This window comes from Gluconobacter sp. R75690, assembly GCF_015244525.1.
Classification (GTDB): domain Bacteria; phylum Pseudomonadota; class Alphaproteobacteria; order Acetobacterales; family Acetobacteraceae; genus Gluconobacter; species Gluconobacter potus.
Genome location: NZ_JABCQB010000002.1, coordinates 200,556 through 220,232, shown reverse-complemented (window position 1 = coordinate 220,232; position 19,677 = coordinate 200,556). Strand labels below are relative to the sequence as shown.

The 19,677-nt window shown below is 59.0% G+C and carries 13 protein-coding genes; 8 read left to right on the top strand and 5 right to left on the bottom strand.

Annotated elements, in window-relative coordinates:
* Window positions 1-339: 339 nt before the first annotated feature.
* Together HKD27_RS03405 and HKD27_RS03400 are read left to right on the top strand one after the other, a co-directional pair.
* Window positions 340-939 (top strand): hypothetical protein, encoded by a 600-nt coding sequence (locus tag HKD27_RS03405; protein WP_228518292.1) that lies wholly within the window; start codon window positions 340-342, stop codon window positions 937-939.
* Window positions 940-1,148: 209 nt separating this feature from the next.
* Window positions 1,149-3,512 carry a bifunctional diguanylate cyclase/phosphodiesterase gene (locus tag HKD27_RS03400; protein ID WP_194688468.1) on the top strand — a complete coding sequence of 788 codons (2,364 nt, stop codon included), beginning with the start codon at window positions 1,149-1,151 and terminating at the stop codon, window positions 3,510-3,512.
* A 15-nt stretch (window positions 3,513-3,527) separates the two neighbouring features.
* On the opposite strand, the gene HKD27_RS03395 is transcribed toward HKD27_RS03400, so the two are convergent.
* The gene (locus HKD27_RS03395; protein WP_370544221.1) at window positions 3,528-4,178 is read right to left on the bottom strand and encodes a DNA-3-methyladenine glycosylase; all 651 of its coding nucleotides are present in this window, start codon (window positions 4,176-4,178) and stop codon (window positions 3,528-3,530) included.
* A 237-nt stretch (window positions 4,179-4,415) separates the two neighbouring features.
* Here HKD27_RS03395 and HKD27_RS03390 point away from each other — a divergent pair, with 237 nt between their 5' ends.
* The 6 genes from HKD27_RS03390 to HKD27_RS03365 all read left to right on the top strand — a co-directional run bounded on the left by HKD27_RS03390 (window position 4,416) and on the right by HKD27_RS03365 (window position 12,568).
* Complete coding sequence (locus HKD27_RS03390) at window positions 4,416-5,534, top strand: energy transducer TonB (protein ID WP_062496411.1); 1,119 nt, start codon at window positions 4,416-4,418, stop codon at window positions 5,532-5,534.
* 77 nt (window positions 5,535-5,611) lie between these two features.
* Window positions 5,612-6,547 carry a hypothetical protein gene (locus HKD27_RS03385; protein ID WP_194688470.1) on the top strand — a complete coding sequence of 312 codons (936 nt, stop codon included), beginning with the start codon at window positions 5,612-5,614 and terminating at the stop codon, window positions 6,545-6,547.
* A gap of 140 nt (window positions 6,548-6,687) precedes the next feature.
* Window positions 6,688-7,620: a ribose-phosphate pyrophosphokinase gene (locus HKD27_RS03380; protein WP_062496406.1), complete on the top strand. Its 933-nt coding sequence runs from the start codon at window positions 6,688-6,690 to the stop codon at window positions 7,618-7,620.
* Between the two features lie 50 nt (window positions 7,621-7,670).
* Window positions 7,671-8,330 (top strand): histidine phosphatase family protein, encoded by a 660-nt coding sequence (locus HKD27_RS03375; protein ID WP_194688471.1) that lies wholly within the window; start codon window positions 7,671-7,673, stop codon window positions 8,328-8,330.
* The gene (locus HKD27_RS03370) at window positions 8,320-10,224 is read left to right on the top strand and encodes a glycosyltransferase family 2 protein (protein ID WP_194688472.1); all 1,905 of its coding nucleotides are present in this window, start codon (window positions 8,320-8,322) and stop codon (window positions 10,222-10,224) included. Before HKD27_RS03375 ends, HKD27_RS03370 begins: the two co-directional genes overlap by 11 nt.
* A 403-nt stretch (window positions 10,225-10,627) precedes the next feature.
* Complete coding sequence (locus HKD27_RS03365) at window positions 10,628-12,568, top strand: M61 family metallopeptidase (protein WP_194688473.1); 1,941 nt, start codon at window positions 10,628-10,630, stop codon at window positions 12,566-12,568.
* Between the two features lie 126 nt (window positions 12,569-12,694).
* Here the strand turns inward: HKD27_RS03365 and HKD27_RS03360 are convergent, their stop codons facing one another.
* From HKD27_RS03360 to HKD27_RS03345, 4 genes are all read right to left on the bottom strand, one after another.
* Entirely contained in the window at window positions 12,695-14,215 is a 1,521-nt protein-coding gene (locus HKD27_RS03360) for an efflux transporter outer membrane subunit (RefSeq protein WP_194688474.1), read from the bottom strand.
* Window positions 14,212-17,322, bottom strand: a complete 3,111-nt coding sequence (locus HKD27_RS03355) for an efflux RND transporter permease subunit (RefSeq protein WP_062495066.1) — start codon at window positions 17,320-17,322, stop codon at window positions 14,212-14,214. The genes HKD27_RS03360 and HKD27_RS03355 overlap by 4 nt, the downstream gene beginning before the upstream one ends.
* 18 nt (window positions 17,323-17,340) lie before the next feature.
* Window positions 17,341-18,477: an efflux RND transporter periplasmic adaptor subunit gene (locus HKD27_RS03350; RefSeq protein WP_062495069.1), complete on the bottom strand. Its 1,137-nt coding sequence runs from the start codon at window positions 18,475-18,477 to the stop codon at window positions 17,341-17,343.
* A gap of 278 nt (window positions 18,478-18,755) precedes the next feature.
* Window positions 18,756-19,559, bottom strand: a complete 804-nt coding sequence (locus HKD27_RS03345; RefSeq protein ID WP_062495070.1) for an OmpW family protein — start codon at window positions 19,557-19,559, stop codon at window positions 18,756-18,758.
* Window positions 19,560-19,677: the final 118 nt, after the last annotated feature.

Genomic DNA, 19,677 nt, shown 5'->3' with positions numbered 1-19,677 from the left:
ACGACATCAAACCGGATAACAGGATGGCAGTTTTGCGGGAATTATTTTGTTTCGATTAAGCAACATAAACAAAATCTAATATATTAATTTTTTGCTATTTTAATAAAACTCAATTAAAATTAAAGTAAAAAACTTACTTTTCTGAAAAATTAACGACTACAACATCAAAGCCGGAACGGCGCATGCAATAACTTCATCAGGATTACGCGGATGTACGCTCTACTGTTCTCCGAGCCTTTGGTAAATCGTGCCGAAATGCGTGTCTTTACACGAGAAAAAATCTATTCTTCCGCGCTGGCCCGGGGCGCAGCCCATGGCGATAAAGAGACTATTCGGGCCATGATGATCGGATGGTGGCCTTTTATTCAGGCTTTTGAGCGCGCTATTGACGTGCGCGTCGGTCATCTTCCCATCAAGCCGCTGGTCCAGCGTTTCGGTCAGACCCGGATCAAGACGTTCTTTTCAGAAGCCCGCGAAGCCGTCCGGGAAATGAAGGAAGAGGAAGGCTCGCATGCCATCCTGTGGGCTGATGGCGCAAAGGAATTCGGCCTCGACCTGTTCGGCACCCATTACGACACGCTTCCCACCGTCCAGAAGCTGATCGCCAATGCCGACAGTGAAGATCCCGTGATCTTCTTCTCCTGGCTGGCCGCCGTGGAATACATCGCCGAAGAACTGGCCGCCTATCTCTGCCATGCGCCGAAATTCACCAGCCTGTTCGCCAAGAAGCACTGGACCTGGGGTCTGGCCCATGACGAGCATGAGCATGACGGCCCGTCCCATCTGGAAATCGACGAGGATCTGGCCCGCGCCTACTATCCGTCCAACGATCCGGACATCACGCGCGCAGCCCTGACCGCCAATATGCGCGAATGCATTGAAATGTTTGAAAAAGCGAGCTTCGAGATTTACGCCACGACGCCCGAAATGGCTCATTAACGAAATCTTAAGCCCTTATCGGCTATCTCCGTGCCCGGTGTGCCATAACCGAAGTGCGGAGATGTTGCCATCGACAGATTCGTCCGCCGCAAAGAAAAACTTCATAAATCCCTGTCATCGTGGCACCCTCCTCCTCTATTGGGAAGGTTCATGATGCTCCTGCCTGTCTCATTGGATCTTGCTGTCTCGTCCCGGTCAGGCGCAGCACAATGACCACCCTGCTGACTCTGATGAAACAGGTGCGGCTTGCCCGACTTTTCTCTTTCCGGACAGAAATTCCGGAGGGAGCGGAAGAAGATATCCGGCTGTCACGCTGCCGCGTCCTGCGGGGGCTGAACTTCTTTCATTTCGTTCCCCAGATCAGCTGCGGCCCCATCGCGGGCCTCTGCCTGATGCGGAACTACCCGACCTACGGCATGATCCTCTGCGGGTCCGTCCTGTTCCTGCTGCTGGTCTACAATATCTGCTTCTATGCGATCCCCACCGAGAAGCTGGTCGATACCAGGCAGTCCTGGATTCTCAAGGGGCTCAATTTCGCATTCGCGCTCTGCTGGATCACGCTTCCGCCCGTCGTATTTCCCTATGGCGACGCCAATGACAGGGTTCTGGTCGCCGGCATCATGGTTGGCCTGACGGCAACGACCATCACGCTGATGCCCCTGGCCGGAATGGGGGAAATGATTGCGCTCATGCTGGTCCTGTCCTGCTGCACCGCCCTGTTCCAGTCATGGGAAATCGATCACAGCTCGTTCTATTTCTATATCGCCCTCGAACTGGCGATTTACCTGTTTTTTGTCCTGTCCCTGACCATGGCGGTCCGGACCCTGTTCGCGGCGTTTCTGGTCAGCCGGTATTCGCTGGAGCAGCGGAACAGCATCGTCCAGCTCCTGCTGCGGAATGCGGATGATGATACCGGCGACTGGCTGTGGGAGACCTGCGCGTCCGGGACCCTGCACAATGTCTCGGCCAGCCTGGCCTCCGCGTTCGGCAACAGCCGGGAATGGCTGGAAAACCGGAACTTCTTTGACATCCTGTCCGATCTGGCGGGCCCGTCGGCTTTCGACGGCGACGAACGGACAGGCCTGGGCCGTCTGCGACAATGCCTCGACAACCGCATCTTTTTCCGGGACATCGTGGTGTCGGGGGCTCTCCATGGCCAGCAGCGCTTCTGGTCGCTGAGTGGCCGCCCCATTTTCCAGGACCGGAATTTCATCGGATATCGCGGCGTCGGAACGGACGTGACCCAGACGTACTGGGCCCAGGAAAGCGCCTCTTTCCGGGCAAGGCATGATCTGCTGACCGGTCTGCCCAATCGCGGCGCCTTCCTCGATGACATGGAAACCTATCTCATCGAGGCCGAACGCACGGGGGAAGCCTTCGCGCTACTCAATCTCGATCTGGATGGCTTCAAGCAGATCAACGACCGGTATGGCCACTCCGCGGGCGACGAGATGCTCCGGAAAGTCACGGTCGTGCTGAGCCGGACGCTCAGCGAGCGCCACAGGCTCTACCGGTTTGGCGGCGACGAGTTCATGTTGCTGGAACGTCAGACAACACCAGCCCAAGCAGCCACTACGGCCACGGGACTGATCCACGCGCTGACGAATGTTCCCATCCGCATCGGGGAAGGCGTGCGCTGCGCAGTCGGGCTCAGTGTGGGAATCGTTCTGTCCATCGGCGGTTCGGAACGGGTGGGAAGCCTGCTGGAGGCCAGCGACCTTGCGCTCTACGAAGCCAAGAGTCTGGGCGGCCACACGCACCGTTTCTACAATCCCGAACTGCGCACCGTGGCCAAGCGAAACCGCGACCTGATCCGTGCGCTCCCCGAGGCACTGGATGAGGGGACGCTGGGCATTGTCTACCAGCCTTTCTTCAACACGCAGAGCCAGAAACTCTGTGGATTCGAGGCGCTGATTCGCTGGTCCCATCCCGAATATGGCCGTGTCCCGCCCGAACGGATCATCCAGCTCGCGGAAGAAGCCGGGCTGATTCATCGCCTTGGCGTCTACGTCATGGAGAAAGCCTGCGTCTTTGCCCGAGAGTGGGATGAGGGGCTGGTGCTGTCGATCAATGTTTCGGTCGGCCAGCTCGAGGCCCCGGCTTTCCTGAAGGATACGTTTCGGGTTCTTGAAAAGACCGGATTCCCGCCCCGCTGCCTTCAGATCGAGATGACCGAAAACATCTTCATGGAGCCGGATGCCGCGACATTCACCCTGCTGAGCCGCCTTCAGAACGCCGGGATTTCCATCGCGCTCGATGATTTCGGCAAGGGGTTCTCGTCGCTCGGATATCTGCGGTTCTTCCCGTTCTCGAAAATCAAGCTGGATGGTCTTTTCGTCAGGGACATGCTGCGCGAATCCCGTGCGGCTTCCATCGTGCGCGCCGTGGTCGATCTGTCCATCGATCTGGGCGTGGCGGTCACGGCGGAAGGGGTGGAAAGCCAGGAACAGCTGTCCTATCTGAGGCGCCTCGGCTGCACGGAAGTCCAGGGATATCTGCTGTCACGCCCGCTTTCCCCGGAAGATACCAAGCAGTTCATGGCCACGACCCCCGCCATGATGGAATCCTCGTAACCCCGAAGGCGGGACTCACGAGGTCAGCGGATTAGGCGCCGTTTTCTTCCCTTCCTCGGCCACACGCCAGCAATACCAGGCCAGCGTCGAGCGATGGGGAGCGAAACGTTCCGTCTCCTCTTTCAGCGCTTTCGGTTTGGGAGGCAGGTCCATTTTCCGGATCCGTCTCCATCCCTCCCGCACGCCGAAATCATCAACCGGCATCACATCGGGCCGGTTGAGCGTAAACATCAGGAGCATCTCGACCGTCCATCGCCCGATGCCCCGGAGGGTGACGAGACGCGCGATCAGCTCTTCATCCGTCATGATGGATGCCTCGGCACGACTGGGGACGAGACCATCCAGCCGGGCCTGCGCGAGGCCTTTCATGGCCAGGAGCTTGTTGCCCGAAAGGCCGCAGGCCCGCAGGCTTTCTTCGGAAAGGGACAGAATCCGCCCGGGCGCAGGCGGCGGTCCGTCAACGCGCTCCTGCGCACCCAGAAGGCAGAGGCGGCCGAATATTTTCCGGGCCGCCGCGCCATGCAGCTGCTGCCCGGCGATGGCCCGCAGAAGCGCATCATAGGGTTCCTGTCCGTCATCCCCGCGCAGCGTGCATGGCCCGATACGGGCGATGACGGCTGCAAGATCGGGATCCGCGCCCAGAAACAGCGTGGCAGAATCAGCCATCAGGAGCATGCCTTTCCGGAAGTTAAGGTTTGCGTGACTCTTTGTGTCTTTCTTGGGTCTCGCATTACTGCCATGATACGCCAATACAGACGCCCACCCCCAGCCCCGGATAACCAGCCTGCCGGATGACAACCCCGACCGCCCTGGTGCAAAAGGTCTGGCGATGATGCGACGCCACCTTCTCTTCGCCGACCGGCTGTTTTCTGCCAGGTCCTTTCCAGACAGGCTGTGCCGCGTATGAGCGGAACGGTTACCGTCACGTCTGGAAAGCCGCAGAAGCGCGAACCCCAGCTCTTCGCCCCCTCGGCGCGGACCGCTCCTGCACGCCCGCAGCATGCCCCCGCTGGAACCCGGGAGCGGCTGAGGGATTACGTTCCGCCATCGGTTCCGGTCCGCCCGGTCCTGACGCCGATGATGCGGCCGCAGACCATCGTCGAGAACGGGCCGACGGTTCCGTTCATTTTCTCGGCGGGACTGCACGCGGCCGTCCTGGCGTTCCTCCTGATGCAGCATCACGGCATGCATGGCTCGCCGGCCGGGCAGGAAGAGCCGCAGGTCGAAATGGTCTTCGATACGCCACCGTCAAAAAGCAGCATGCGCGGTCCTCGCGCGCGGGACGAGGGCGGTGCTCCGCCTCCCCCTTCCGCCCAGAGCCCGGAAGAGACACAGGAAAACCAGCAGCAGCCGGAGAAGGAACAGTCCGCTCCCACGCCGGCCGTCCCGACCCCCGAGACGCCATCCGCGCCTGACGTCCCGCAGGAGCCCTCGGCCGAACTGCCCAAAACAGCGCCAACCCCGGCGCCCGTCACGCCGGGCGCGGCCCCGAGCCAGCGCAGCCAGCAGACATCGCCGCATGCCCACCGGTCCCAGCGTTCCGTCCGCTCCGACCGGAACAACCCGTTCGCACATCCGATGGATCTGTCGTTCGGCGAGCAGCCCTCGCCCTATCGCCGCCGTCGTGGACGTGCGTCCGGTTCCGGCGGCCCGATCGACATGTCCCTGGGGCCGCTCAGCATGAACGGTGCCATCAACGCACCTTATCAGACCCGCACGAGCGTCAAGGGCGTCAGCGAGGATTATGGCGGGGAAATCGACCGCTGGATCCGGGCTCACATGTACTATCCGGAAGAAGCCGCCCGCGCCGGCGAGGATGGTCCGTCTTCGGTGCATGTCGTGCTGGACCGTTCGGGCCATGTGAAGTCCGTCCGGCTGATGAGCCAGTCCGGCTCGTATTCGCTGGATGCCGCGACGACCGGCATGTTCCAGGGCGCACATCTGCCGCCGGTTCCGCCGGACATGAAGGGCGACCATTTCGACATCGACGTGACGATCAACTACATCCTGATCCGCCGCTAAGGAGGGCACGCGGTTTCGACAACGGAGCCGCAATCCCATACAGTCCACCGGGTCACTGCCCTGTTACCGGAGCCCCGATGCGCCGCCTCTGTCCTGCTCTGCTGCCTCTCTGCTTTCCCCTTGTCCTGGGGGGATGCTTCAGCCTTTCGCGGCCTTTCGCCGATCCAGGACAGCAGGCCAGATATCTGACGGCGGCCAATCTACCCCCGGCCCGGCTGGCCGTTCCAACGCCCACGGAGTCCCTGCTGTCTGACGATGCCGCCGCGCTCTGGGCCCATGACATGGCGCAGGCGATGGTTGGCCAGTCCGTCCCGGCCATCGCACAGCCTCGCAAAAAGGGTGACTGGTGGCTGAAAATGAGCGCGGCCACACGAAACGGCGCCGTCGTGCCCCATTACGTCATCATGACACCGGAAGGAAAAATCCGGGCGGAAACGGATGGCCCTGCCGTGGACATGGCGGGATGGAGCGCCGGCGACAGGCTGGCACTTCAGGGCGCCGCCGTTCAGGAGGCCCCCCAACTGGCGAACCTGCTGACGGGCATCCAGGCCAACATGATGCAGCAGGACCCACACAGCCTCATGAACCGGCCGGCGAAGATCTGCTTCAAGGGTGTCACCGGTGCGCCCGGAGACGGCAACATCGCCCTGGCCCGTGCCTTCTATGCGTCACTTCCCGATAAGACCAACACGGTGACAACCACTGAAAAAGGCGCGGATTTCATCGTTCGCGGAACGGTTGATCTCAAGACAGGCGCAGCAGGTAACACCGGACATCCAGTCGATCACATCGAGATCGCCTGGCATGTCCTGACACCGGATGGAAAGGAAGCCGGGGCCGCAACACAGCTTCACGACATCGCCCCCCATTCACTGGACGGGGCCTGGGGTGATACCGCAGACATGGCCGCCGACGAAGCGGCACAGGGCGTACGCACCATCGTCACCAACTATTCAGGCCGTAACCACGCCCCCCTGCCGGAAACAAAACCCGCACCGAAAAAAGCGGCCTGAGACTTCCGCCCTCGGACAGCCATGCGTTCTTTTGCGGGACTGGTACGCACAAACAATGAGACTGGATGGATGACAGGGCGCCCCTGCACTGTTAGAAGGCCAGCAACTTCCCTGTCGGACACCGGACGAGGCCGTTTTTCATGAAGATCGTAGCCTGCAACAGTAACCTGCCGCTGGCCCGTGCGGTCGCACATGAACTGCGGATGCCGCTGTGCAAGACCGTGGTGAAACGCTTCGCCGATGGCGAGGTGTTCGTCGAGATTCAGGAAAATGTCCGCGGGGAAGATGTCTTCGTCGTGCAGAGCACCTGCATGCCGACCAACGACCATCTCATGGAACTGCTGGTCATGCTGGATGCACTGCGCCGCGGGTCGGCCAAGCGTGTCACGGCTGTCATGCCGTATTTCGGATATGCCCGGCAGGATCGCAAATCCGGCCCCCGCACACCGATCAGCGCCAAGCTGGTGGCAAACCTGCTGACGGAAGCCGGCGCCAACCGCATTCTGACAATGGATCTGCACGCCATGCAGATCCAGGGCTTCTTCGACATCCCGACCGACAATCTCTACGCCGCGCCACTCTTCGTGCGTGACCTGAAGACCCGCCTGCCGGACCGCGAACTCATCATCGTCTCGCCAGACGTCGGCGGTGTGGTCCGTGCCCGTCAGCTCGCGCAGCGCCTGAACGTGGACCTGGCGATCATTGACAAGCGTCGCGAACGTGCAGGCGTGTCGGAAGTCATGAATGTCATCGGCGACGTCGCCGGCCGCTACTGCGTGCTGGTGGACGACATCATCGACAGTGGCGGATCACTGTGCAACGCCGCCAACGCCCTCATGAGCCGTGGCGCGGAAGGCGTTGAAGCCTATGTCACTCACGGCGTTCTGACTGGCAATGCCTGCCAGCGCGTGAAAGACAGTCCGCTGAACATGCTGACGCTGACTGACAGTATTCCGGCAACCGAGGCCCTTCTCGAGACCCCGAACATCCGTCAGATCACCACAGCCAACCTGCTGGCCCGGGCCATGAGCGCCGTTGCCGATGAAAGCTCGGTCTCTTCTCTCTTCGACTGATTTTTTCACCGGCCCGTTTCACGGTCCAGCTTTCGTGAACGGACTTCCCCATGTCACAGATTACCCCCAAACCCTACTGGTATCTCCGTCACGGTGAGACCGACTGGAACCGTCAGGGACTGGCGCAGGGAAGGACCGACATTCCGCTCAACGAAACCGGCCGGCAACAAGCCTTACAGGCTGGCAGAATACTCGCCAGCCTTTTCGAAAATGGACAAAAGCCTTTCGCACGCATCGTGTCCTCTCCTCTGACACGCGCTTTCGTGACTGCAGAAACTGTTCAGAAAACAATTCAGGACTGCACTGGGATCACCATACCTCTGCATGTGGATGATAATTTAAAGGAAGTCTGCTTCGGGATTCAGGAAGGCACCCCCATGGGGGACTGGTACAGACCTTGGATTGAAGACGGTCTTATTCCCGAAGATGCCGAAAGCTTTAGAGCATTGACAAACAGAGCCCGTCTGGCCGTCAATCATGCGTTGGAAAACCCCGATATTCCCCTGATTGTTGCACATGGTGCCCTGTTCAGGGGATTGCGACATGCAATGAATCTTCCGGTCGATATACGCCTTCCCAATGCAGTTCCAGTCGCGTTGAAATTCACGCGAACGGGTTGGCAGACCGAGATGCTGGACCCATCAATCCCCGCGACAAACTACACTCACACACATTCCAGAGACCCTCTTGAATATAAAAGTGAACAATGATCTTATGAAAGATATTATAGAGGAGAATAATGGAATGGAATTTTTTCATTTAAAAACCTTTCATGGGACCACTCTATTTTTCTGCTCAAAAGAGCGTACCTTAAAACATTCACACGAGAAGCAGGCGTCATATATCGACGTCGTTATTGCCCAATCCCCGGAAAATCCAGCTTTCTTCATTATTGCGCCCGTCAATATCGGGGAGGACGTGGAAAAAATCCGTCCTGAAGAAAACATCCTTTTCAAGGACAGATTTTTCGTTTTTGAAACCGGCTTCCACAGCAATAACAAGCTGTCCCTACTTTCTCTTGAAGAAAAAAAGTTTTTTTCAGCGGACCCTTTTGGAAACCTTGCCTTTAATCGAGATGAAAGCCGGGATTGGGAGGTCTTTTCCTTGTTCCCGTATCAGACTGCATTAGACGAAAAATCCATAAAAATATTTGACGACATAAATCGGTTTATTTCAAATAAAAATAACATTGAAAAAACGATTCATGAAATAAGCCTGTCGAACAAAAATATCAGGGTTGAGCTTTTTAACCTGTTTTCTCGATCTCTAAACTCAACACGACGCAAAATTTTTTCCAAAGTTCTCACAAATGCCTTCTTAAATCTCCCTGATGAAAATTATTTCAATATCCTTGAAATAATCAACCATATCCCTCACGCAGAATGGGTCCACAGGGCACTTTTGGAACTGGCACAATGGAATGTGCGTAGAAACAGCTGTTTTATCAGAAAATCTGCACAAGAATTTGACTTCTTGGGATATGGACATATCAGAGATCGTGGAAACGGGATTTACTGGGGATCTGTAATCCTTGGTATTGCCCGGGAATCGATTAAAAGCAGAAAAGATATTGCGCTTCTGGCAACAGCCCGGGATGAAGGGATTTACTTCCTGGAATGGATAGCACACCACCGCGTCATCGGAATAAAAGATTTCTTTATTTATACCAATGACAATACGGATGGTTCTGATGCCCTACTGAAAGTTCTTGCGGAAAATGGAGAAATTACCTGGATCAACAATACCGGGAACCATGTTCCGGGTATCAACATGCAATACAAAGCCTACAATCATGCTTTGACAACGCTTCCTGAAATTCTTGATTTCCGCTGGTGCGCGGTTGTCGATATCGACGAAGTCATTCTTCCATCAGAAGGAAGTAAAAATAGCATATTTCCCATTATTTCCGCCCGAGACGAGCAGGGCGTAGACTGCTTTTCTCTGAACTGGAGAGTGTATTATCCTAACAATAATTTAACATGGTCAAATGAATTGTCCGCAGAACGCTTCATAGAAGGCGACAAGCATCCCCTTGTTAAGTCCATTTTTAAAACGAATCTGTTTAACTATTCCTACGCACACCATCCGGAATGCTCATACTCTGGAAGAATATACGCGACCGTAGATGGAAATATTTATTCCCAGAATCAGACGACAAACGAAGATCTGAACTTTACGCAAACCCCGACAGAATGGGCTCATATCTGTCACTACCACCTGCGCTCCTTAGAAGAATATGTCTGGAAATTTTCTCGCGGAGAAAATGACGGCAAAGGGGTCATTAAAAACAAACATTTCAGATACAATAACCCTGCCATTTTCGCTTTATTCGCGCAGACTTTCAAAGTTGAAGGGACTTCTGCTGTTTCCCGACTTGCTGAAGATATCCGTGCAGAGATGCATCGTCTGTTAGGAATTCCTGGCGTCTCAGAGGCAATGCAGGACATTATTTCCAAATATCATAAAGCATCTGCAATTTTCGTTGAAGAAAGTCTTCAAACCATGTCGATTGATGACCGCATTGACTCGAACACCAAACAGACATGGGAAAATTTATGTTCGTCCTGGAGACAGGAAAGAGCGCAAAAGGGAACTCATATTTAAGAAGAAATAGAACCCGTTGCGCCTACATGTTTTTGAAAACCATGTAGCACTGATATCTACGGTCTTATCTGCATATTTTAGCGCAATAGACATCAAAATCCTTCCGGGTCTGGTGCTTCGGATGGTTGCAGAATAAACGAACAGGATATCCACTCCATGATCCCTTATCTTGCTCGCATTTTCTCGATTGGAGGTTATACGGCCCGAACCTTGGAAATGCGGACAATTAAGAGCATCCAGTTTTCTTGATTTCGATCAGATTCGGTTCTTTGGAGAAAAGGCTTCATAGGGAACCAGTGGTCCGAGCCGGCAAATAAGACCAGTCTTTCAAGCTTCCCTCTTGTGAAGGTCCGCATGGCCGGTTAGGGCTTGAAGTAATTTGATTTACAAGCGGAATATCCTCATGTCCTCTCTGCGTCTTCTGGCCGCTCTGACGGCTTTCAGCGGTCTGGTCTCTCCTGCGCTTGCCCAGACCCAGCCCATGCCGCTGCCCATGCCGGCTCCCATTCCGGAACCGCAGGACCGTCCTTTCCCGGGCAACCTGATGGTTTCGGTTGATGCGACCGATACTGTCCATCACGTCATGTCGATCCATGAAACAGTTCCGGTGCCGAAAGAGGCGCAGCAGAAGGGTGAGATGATCCTTCTGTATCCGATGTGGATCCCAGGCGACCATTCCCCGACGGGCGTGCTCGAACAGTTCGCCAGCCTGCACGTACAGAGCGGTGGCCGCACGCTGGACTGGAAGCGCGATACGGTCGACGTCGCCGCCTTCCACATCCCGGTCTCCAGCAGCACGCCGACTCTGGATCTGCATTTCCAGCTTCTGACACCGATTGCGCCAGGCCAGGGCCGGATGGTCATGACGCCATCCATCGTCAACGTGCAGTGGGATCAGGTCTCGCTCTACCCGGCCGGATACTTCACCCGCGGCATTACGGTGCAGCCTTCCATACGCGTGCCCCATGGCTGGCAGATCGGCTCGGCCCTCCGCGCCGCCACCTATGGTGACGAAACGCATTTCAACGCCACGACCTTTAATACGCTCGTGGACTCGCCGATCTATGCCGGGCGCTATTTCCGCAAATTCGACCTGACCGGCCCGGACCATGTTCCGGTCTCGCTGGACGTCGTGGCGGATGATCCGGATTCACTGGACGCCACGCCACAGCAGGTTGCCGCCCATCAGAACCTCGTGCGTCAGGCCACGTCCCTGTTCGGATCGCACCACTATGACCATTACGACTTCCTGCTCGCCCTGACGGAAGAACTTGGCGGCATTGGCCTCGAGCATCATCAGTCCAGCGAGAACAGCGCGGCTCCGGGCTATTTCACGGAATGGGACAAGACGTTCCCCACACGTGACCTGCTGGCCCACGAATACACCCATTCGTGGAACGGCAAGTATCGCCGTCCGGCTGATCTGTGGGCGCCGAACTTCAACACGCCACAGCGTGGCTCGATGCTCTGGGTCTATGAAGGGCAGACGCAGTACTGGGGCAATGTCCTCGCCGCGCGCTCGGGCCTGGTGACGAAGGATCAGGGCTTCGAAGCCCTGGCCTATATGGCGGCGTCCTATGACAACCAGACGGGCCGTCAGTGGCGCCCGCTGGAAGACACGACGAACGATCCGGTCATCGCCCAGCGCGCGCCGCTATCATGGCGCGACTGGCAGCGTTCGGAGGACTATTACGTCGAAGGCCAGCTCGTCTGGCTGGATGCCGATGCGCTGATCCGCAAGCTGTCAGACGGTCACAAGTCGCTGGATGATTTTGCCAAGGCCTTCTTCGGCACGAACAGCGGCAGCTTCGTTGTGAGCCCCTATCAGTTCGACGATGTGGTTGCGACACTCAACAGCGTGCAGCCCTATGACTGGGCCAAATTCCTGCATGACCGTCTGGACACGATCCAGCTTCACGCTCCCCTCAACGGCCTGACCAATGGCGGATACAAGCTGGTCTACACGTCCAAGCCGACCTCCTTCATCAAGGCCAGCGAAGCCGCGCGCCACACCACGGACCTGTCCTTCTCCCTCGGCCTGACAGTGAATGGCGCGGGACACGTGGGACGTGAGCACTGGATGAGCCCGGCCTTCAAGGCAGGTGTGGTTCCGGGCATGACGATCCTGGCCGTCAACGACATGAGCTTCACGCCGCAGCGTCTGCTCCATGCCGTCACGGACGCGCAGAAGGATCCGAAGCAGGATATCCGCCTGATCGTGAAGTCCGGCGACCATGTCAGCACGGTCTCCATCCCCTATCACGACGGTCTGCGTTACCCGCATCTGGAGCGCATCGAAGGCACGCCTGATCGCCTGAGCGCAATTTACGCACCGCGTCCGTAAGGGCGTGTTTTCCGGGGCTCTGCTCCGGAACCCCGCAAAGGGACTCAGTCCCTTTGATCCCGATTCCAATGAAGCGGTTTCCAAAGGCCTCGGCCTTTGGCGAGTTTCAGGGCAGAGCCCTGAGCTTCACCAGGGAACCAGCGACTTGCCGAGCGCCTTCTGAGCCGCCGGCGTCATGCCCATGTCATTGCGGTTCCACCAGCCACCACCCAGAGCCTGAAACAGCCCCACGCTGTCGGAGAAACGCGCGCCTTCGGCCTGCACATAGGCCAGACGGGCCTGCGCATTGGTCTGCTGGGCCTGAAGCATGACCAGTTCGCTGACATCCCCAAGCCGAAGCTGCCCCTGGGCGATCTTCAGGCTCTGCGACGTTGCCTTCAGCGTATTCTCATTAGCCGTCAGGGCATCGGCGTCGAACGTGACGGCATGCAGACTGTCCGCCACGTCCTGGATCGCAGACAGGACCGTGGCCTTGTAGGTTTCATTGGCCTGAAGCAGGTTGTCGCGCGCCTGACGCTCGGCATGGAGCAGCGAACCACCCTGGAAGATCGGCTGCATGACGGTCGCGGCGATCGTCCAGTTGCCATAACCAGGCTTGAAGAAATCACTCATGACCCCGACCGCCTGCGCCGGCGTGGCACTGAGCTGCACGTTCGGCAGACGGTTAGCGATGGCCACGCCGATCTGCGCACTGGCAGACTGGATCTGGGCCTGCGCGGCGCGGATGTCAGGCCGCTGGTTCAGCAGGTCCGAGGGCAGCGAGACCGGCAGCGTCTTCGGCAAGGTGAACTGCTCAAGCCGGAACTCCGGCAGCGGAGAATTGGGCGTCACGCCAACCAGCACGGCCATCTGATCCCGCGTCTGGGCCAGTTGCAGGTTCAGACCCGGCAGCGTCGCCTCAAGCTGGGCCACGGATGCCAGCTGCTGGGCCATGTCCTGCCGCGACGCATTGCCGAGACCCTGCTCGGCCGTCACGGTCTTCAGCACGGCACGCTGGCTGCGGATGAGCTCGTTCGTGGCGTCGATCTCGGCACGGATCGTGGCTTCCTCGATCGTCGCATTCACGAGATCGGAAATCATCGTCAGCGCGGTGGCCTCAAGCTGGAACTTCTGCAGATCCGCCTGCGCACCCGCCGCCTCGATCGCCCTGCGCGTGCCTCCCCACAGATCCGGCACATAGCCGATATTCAGCTGCGCGGTACGGACGTTGTACAGCCAGACATTGGCGTTCGGGATCGGCGAGTAGACGCGCGATGTCTTGTTGCGTGTCGGGTTGAACGAGGCGGAGAGCGTCGGATACAGCCCTGCGCCCTCGATCCGGCGCTGTTCCCAGGCGGATTTCAGCCCCTGCTGCATGGCACGCAGGGACTGGTTGTTTGCCAGCGCCTGATCGACCAGCGCATTCAGGTTCGGATTGCCGAACACCGCCCACCACTGGCCCGGAATATCCAGACCCGCCCGGAACTGCTGCTGCACGGTCGCACCAACCACGCCATGCCCGGCCGTGGCTGTCAGGGGAGCGCCCTGATAGGCCATGTTTTTCGGCAGGTCCGGGCGATGGAAATCCGGGCCGACCGCACAGGCTGAAAGCGCAGTCAGACACAGAAGAAGCGAAACACGGCGGGACATTCTGGAGCGCAGCATCATGATCCGGCTCCGTCTGCGGCAGGTTTCGGACGCTTCTTCGCATCCCGGCGTTCAACCCACATTTCAAGCTCGCTGAAATAGACCGGCAGGGCGAACAGCGTCAGCAGCGTGGCAATACCCAGACCACCGACCACGACCGTTGCCAGACCGCGCTGCACGTCCGTGCCCACACCTGTGGCGAGTGCTGCGGGGAACATGCCTGCTGTTGCAACGGTGGCCGTCATCAGGACCGGGCGGAAGCGTTCGGCCGCACCGGCGATGGTCGCATCGCGCACGCCCAGACCTTCCACACGATGACGGTTGATGCTGGCAATCATGATGATGCCGTTCTGCACTGCCACACCGAACAGCGCGATGAAGCCCACGGCGGTCGCAATATTCAGCGTCTCACCCCGGACATGCAGCGCGATCAGGCCACCCAGCGTTGCCAGCGGCACGACACTGAGGATCAGCAGGGCCTGACGGATCTTGCGGAACTCGGCGAACAGCAGAACCAGCATGACGGCGAACATCACGCCCAGCGCAATCATCAGGCGCTTCTGGGCCCGCTCTTCCTGCTGGAAGGAGCCGGCCCATTCGAGCGTGTATTTTTCCTTGTCGTAATGCAACTGCTGGTCAATGCGGCCCTGCGCGTCCGCCAGATACTGCGAGAGCGGCCGCTTGCCGTTGTCCACGCGGATGGTGATCTGGCGATGGCTCATTTCATGGGCGATGTTGCTCTCGCCCATATGCAGCCCGACATGCGCAACCTGTGACAGCGGGATATAAGCCCCTTCCGCATCCAGAAGCGGAATCTGGGACAGGGCCTGCATGTCCTGCAGATCCTTGCGGCGGATATGCAGCGTCGCGTTGTAGAAGCGGTCATCCACATAGACGGTCGTGATGGGCGCATCGCCGATGGCGTTCGACACGACGTCGGAAATATCCGAGATGTTGATGCCGTAACGCGCCGCGGCCAGACGGTCGGCCACCACGTCGATCTGCGGGATGCGCGGCTCCTGGAAGATCGATGCTTCGGCCGTTCCCGGAACCTGATGGAGAATATCCACGATCTGCTGGCCGATACGGCGCAGTTCCTGGAAATCATTGCCATAGACGCGCAGGACGAGCGGGCTGTGCGCACCGCCGACCAGATCGCTCATATTATCCTGGATCGGCTGGCTGATGCCGAAATCGATCCCCGGAATCCTGGACAGACGGGTGCGCAGACGCTCGACGAACTGCGACTTCGTCTCGCCGGAGGGCCACTGGTCATAAGGCTTCAGCCCGACCGGCATTTCGATATGCGACGGCGTCCAGGGATCGGTGCCGTCATCCGAACGGCCAAGCTGCGTGATGGCGTAGGATGTCTCGGGGAACTCACGGACGGCATGACGCAGTTCGTTGGCGATGGATTCGCCCTTTTCCAGCGAAATCCCCGTCGGCATTTGCACCTGAAGCCAGAGTGACCCCTCGTCCAGATCGGGCAGGAACTCACGTCCGATCGTCGCGCCCAGGATCACGACCGCGACCATGGCCGCAACACCGGCGCCATAGGCGATCAGCGGACGATCAATGAAATGGCCGAGCCAGTGCGTGTAGCGCGCATGCAGCCATTCCAGCGGCCGGTTGTGCCAGATGTGCCTCGGCTTGTGCAGGGCCAGATAGGTCAGGGACGGAATGAGCGTCAGGGCGCAGAGCAGCGCACCGAGCAGTGCGAAGCTGACGGTATAGGCCATCGGGCGGAAGAGCTTGCCCTCGCTGCCTTCGAAGGCGAAGAGCGGGCTGTAGGCCACGATGATGACGAGCGTGGACGAGAAGATCGCCCGCCCCGCGCGCTGGGCGACAGGCAGGACTTCGGACGGAACGAGCGCCTCGGTTGGCCGCTCCTCGCGGATGCGGAGGATCGTCTCGGTGATGACGATGGCACCATCCACGATCACGCCGAAATCGATGGCGCCGAGCGAGAACAGATTTGCCGACATGCCGAAGCTGTGCATCAGCACGAACACGACCGACAGCGCGAGCGGGATCGTCACGGCCGTGACGATGGCGCTGCGGGGACTGCCGAGAAACAGGGTCAGGATCACGCCGACGAGGAGAATGCCCTCGATCATCGTTTCCGTGACCTTGTGGGTCGTGGACAGGACCAGATGGTCACGGTCCATATACGGCACGATGCGAACATGGCTCGGCGCGAGCTGCTGCTGGAGCTTGGCCACCGTACTGTGAAGGCCGTCGAGCACGAGCGAGGGGTTTTCCCCGCTCAGCATCGTCACCACACCTTCGATGGTATCCGGATTCTTGTCCTTGCCCAGAATGCCCTGACGGACCTGATGCCCGAACTGGACCTGCCCCAGATCCTTGACGAAGACCGGCACGCCGCCGTGGCTGGCGACGACGATATTGCCCATGTCGTCCAGCGTATGGATCATGCCGATCCCGCGGATGATGTAGGACTGCTCGCCCCGGCTGACGCGGCCGCCGCCGGCATTGACGTTGCTGTTGCGAATGGCCGTCAGCACGTCCTCAAGGCCGACGTGGTAGCGGATCAGCGAGGCCGGATCGAGAACGAGCTGGTACTCGCGCGTCAGGCCGCCGAAATTGTCCACACTGACGACGCCGGGCACATGCTGGATCGCCGGGATGATGGTCCAGCGCTGGAGATCGGACAGTTCCAGCAGGTTCTTGTCGTCGGATTCCAGCGTGTAGCGGTAGATCTCACCGCTCGGGCCGGAAATCGGACCAAGTGCCGGCATGGCGCCGTTGCTCAGCGGGTTGTTGGCAAGCTGCGTCTCGACGAGCTGGCGCGCCGCGTAGACATTCGTGCCCTCACGGAAGATCAGCGTGATGAGCGAGAGGCCGAAGGTGCTGGTGGAGCGGCTGTCCGTCACGCCCGGAACACTGGCCAGCGTCCGCTCGAGCGGGATCGTGACCTGCTGCTCCATTTCCTCGGCGGCCAGACCCTCCTGCTGCGTCGTGATCGACACGCTGACCGCGCCCAGATCCGGATAGGCCTCGACCGGCAGGATCTTCCAGGAAAGACCACCGAGAAGCGCCAGGATCAGGGCGGAAAAGAAAACGATGTTCCGGTGATTGAAGCACCAGGAGATGAAACGTTCGATCATCAGCTCAGGGCCACCGGATCAGTCATCATTCAGAAGAATGGCACCGCTCGTCACGATGCGTTCACCGGCGGAAAGCCCCTTGAGCACACGCACACTGTCGCCCTCGTCATAGCTGATGACGATGTCGCGCCGCTGGAATGTCCGCGGTGCAACCTCGACGAAAACGGACACCTGATCATTGTTCATCAGGAGTGCGGTCTTGGGGATGATGACGTCACTGCCCTGAGGGACATTCAGCGTCGCATCCACGAACATGCCCGGGCGCAGGGCGCCATCGGTGTTCGGGCAGGCGATATAGGCGTTGACCCGGCGCGTATCGGGATGAAGCGCAGGATCGAAGCTGACGACACGGCCGGAGCAGGTCCGCCCCGGGAATTCATCGAAGCTGACCGAGAGCACATTGCCGTCACTGATCTGTGCCAGACTGTCCTGCGGAATGGCGGCGGCGATCCAGACTTCCGACAGGTCCAGAACCGTCATCTGGATCGCGGTCGGGTCGGTGATGTTCTCGCCCGGCGCCATGGTTGTCATGGACACAACACCGTCCATCGGAGAGACGAGCGGGGCCTGTCCTTGCGCCGAATAGCCCGGACGCGCACCCAGAACCTGAAGCCTGCGCTGCGTCCGCTCGGCTTCCGCCTGGGCCTGCGCCAGATCGTTGCGGGCGGATTCCAGATCCTTGACGGCATTGCCGCCGATCGCCTGAACGCCCTGGGCGCGGGCATAGGCCCGGCGTGCGAAATCGAGAGCCGCGCGGGCACGGGTATCGTCAGCCCAGGCCTGATCCAGATCGCCGGCGGCAATCGTGGCGAGGACCTGTCCGCGATGGACCTTCTGGCCCAGATGGACCGAGACGCCAGTAATCCGCCCGGTGACGGGCGCGTAGACATTCACCTGCCGGTCGGGTTCCGTCATGACCTGTGCGGGCAGCATGAGACCATGCCCGCGGGAAACGCTGGCAACCTCCTGGATGATCAGGCGTTTCTCAAGCGGACTGCCTTCGCGCACGACAAGATGGCCCTGCGACTGCGTCACCATGGGGGACTCGGCCGTTGCAACGGGCGAATGCGGGGTTCGGAACCGCAGGACGACAACGAGAAGAATGGCCAGGCATAGCAGGCCTATGGCCAGCGCGCCGACGCGTGAAACGCGCATGCTGATAGAAAACCCCGTAACTCTGTCAGGACAGACGTCCCGTTTCGTCCGAAACGTCTGGAAAATACTGTATCTGCCACCAGTCGGACGTTTTCATGGCAGACGGTCTTACCATGCCCATGGCAGGGCGCCAGATGTCACATAAGGAAACGAAGGGACTTTTGCACTTCCCGAATGATCGAATTGCAAAAGTTTTATGAGATTGCCACAAAAATGCAAAAAAAGCGGCCCTTCCGGAGAAGAGCCGCTTTCCTGACGTCCGGGTCCTGATCGGAAGATCAGAAACGGTATTCGATACCTGCGCCGACGACGGTCGGATCGAGGGAGTCGTGCGCCGTGATCTTCGTCGTCTCGGCACTGTCCTGGGCCCAGGCGTGGACACGCATGAACATCTGTTTCACGTCGAAGTTGAAGAACCAGTTGCCAACGACCTGATAGTCGAAGCCGACATTGACGGACGGGCCACCGGTCACACCGATGTTCACCTTCTGCGTCAGGCCATTGTTGGCCGGAGAGATATTGTGGAACCATGCCAGCGTCGCGCCAACACCCACATACGGGTTGAAGCGCTTGTGCGGGCGGAAGTGCCAGGCGAACGTAACCGTCGGCGGCAGGACCCAAGCGCTGCCGACATCGACCTTACCCAGACCCGGAACGCCTTCAGCGGCGATTTCGTGACGGGTGCTGGCGGCGATCAGGTCAACCGACAGATTGTCCGTGAAGAAGTATTCAAACGTCAGTTCCGGCATGACCTGACGCGTCGTCTTCACGCGGCCACCAAGATGGGCGCCGTTCAGGGACAGGCTGCTGTCACGGTCTTCCGGCAGGACGCCGAGGGCGGACAGACGGACGATGAAGTCGCCCTTGCCGAGCCCGATGCGCGTATTGGCGCAGGTCTGGAACAGACCGCAGTGCCCTGAAGCCGGCGCATGGATGTTCACCGAAGGCACCGGAGCTGCCGTCATGGGCGCGCTGACCATGACCTGAGGCGCGGCAGGAGCGGCGGCCGGGGCCGTCTGGGCAAACGCCGGAGTGGCAACGGCACCGACTGCGGCAGCCAGCGCGAAAGCGTTAAATTTCATCTGGATGTTCCATCAACATTTGTTGAGCCTCACAAAGCACTCCTCCCCACCCATCACCTTGACCTGAATCAAGTCTGGTAAATTATGTGGTAGTGTGGCTGAAAGTCTTCAGGCTGAG

What these genes read in the sequence shown, in the direction of transcription:
- HKD27_RS03405 (WP_228518292.1), top strand. Translation starts at nt 340, where the DNA reads ATGATGATCGGATGGTGGCCTTTTATTCAGGCTTTTGAGCGCGCTATT.
- HKD27_RS03400 (WP_194688468.1), top strand. Translation starts at nt 1,149, where the DNA reads ATGACCACCCTGCTGACTCTGATGAAACAGGTGCGGCTTGCCCGACTT.
- HKD27_RS03395 (WP_370544221.1), bottom strand. Translation starts at nt 4,178, where the DNA reads ATGGCTGATTCTGCCACGCTGTTTCTGGGCGCGGATCCCGATCTTGCA.
- HKD27_RS03390 (WP_062496411.1), top strand. Translation starts at nt 4,416, where the DNA reads ATGAGCGGAACGGTTACCGTCACGTCTGGAAAGCCGCAGAAGCGCGAA.
- HKD27_RS03385 (WP_194688470.1), top strand. Translation starts at nt 5,612, where the DNA reads ATGCGCCGCCTCTGTCCTGCTCTGCTGCCTCTCTGCTTTCCCCTTGTC.
- HKD27_RS03380 (WP_062496406.1), top strand. Translation starts at nt 6,688, where the DNA reads ATGAAGATCGTAGCCTGCAACAGTAACCTGCCGCTGGCCCGTGCGGTC.
- HKD27_RS03375 (WP_194688471.1), top strand. Translation starts at nt 7,671, where the DNA reads ATGTCACAGATTACCCCCAAACCCTACTGGTATCTCCGTCACGGTGAG.
- HKD27_RS03365 (WP_194688473.1), top strand. Translation starts at nt 10,628, where the DNA reads ATGTCCTCTCTGCGTCTTCTGGCCGCTCTGACGGCTTTCAGCGGTCTG.
- HKD27_RS03360 (WP_194688474.1), bottom strand. Translation starts at nt 14,215, where the DNA reads ATGATGCTGCGCTCCAGAATGTCCCGCCGTGTTTCGCTTCTTCTGTGT.
- HKD27_RS03355 (WP_062495066.1), bottom strand. Translation starts at nt 17,322, where the DNA reads ATGATCGAACGTTTCATCTCCTGGTGCTTCAATCACCGGAACATCGTT.
- HKD27_RS03350 (WP_062495069.1), bottom strand. Translation starts at nt 18,477, where the DNA reads ATGCGCGTTTCACGCGTCGGCGCGCTGGCCATAGGCCTGCTATGCCTG.
- HKD27_RS03345 (WP_062495070.1), bottom strand. Translation starts at nt 19,559, where the DNA reads ATGAAATTTAACGCTTTCGCGCTGGCTGCCGCAGTCGGTGCCGTTGCC.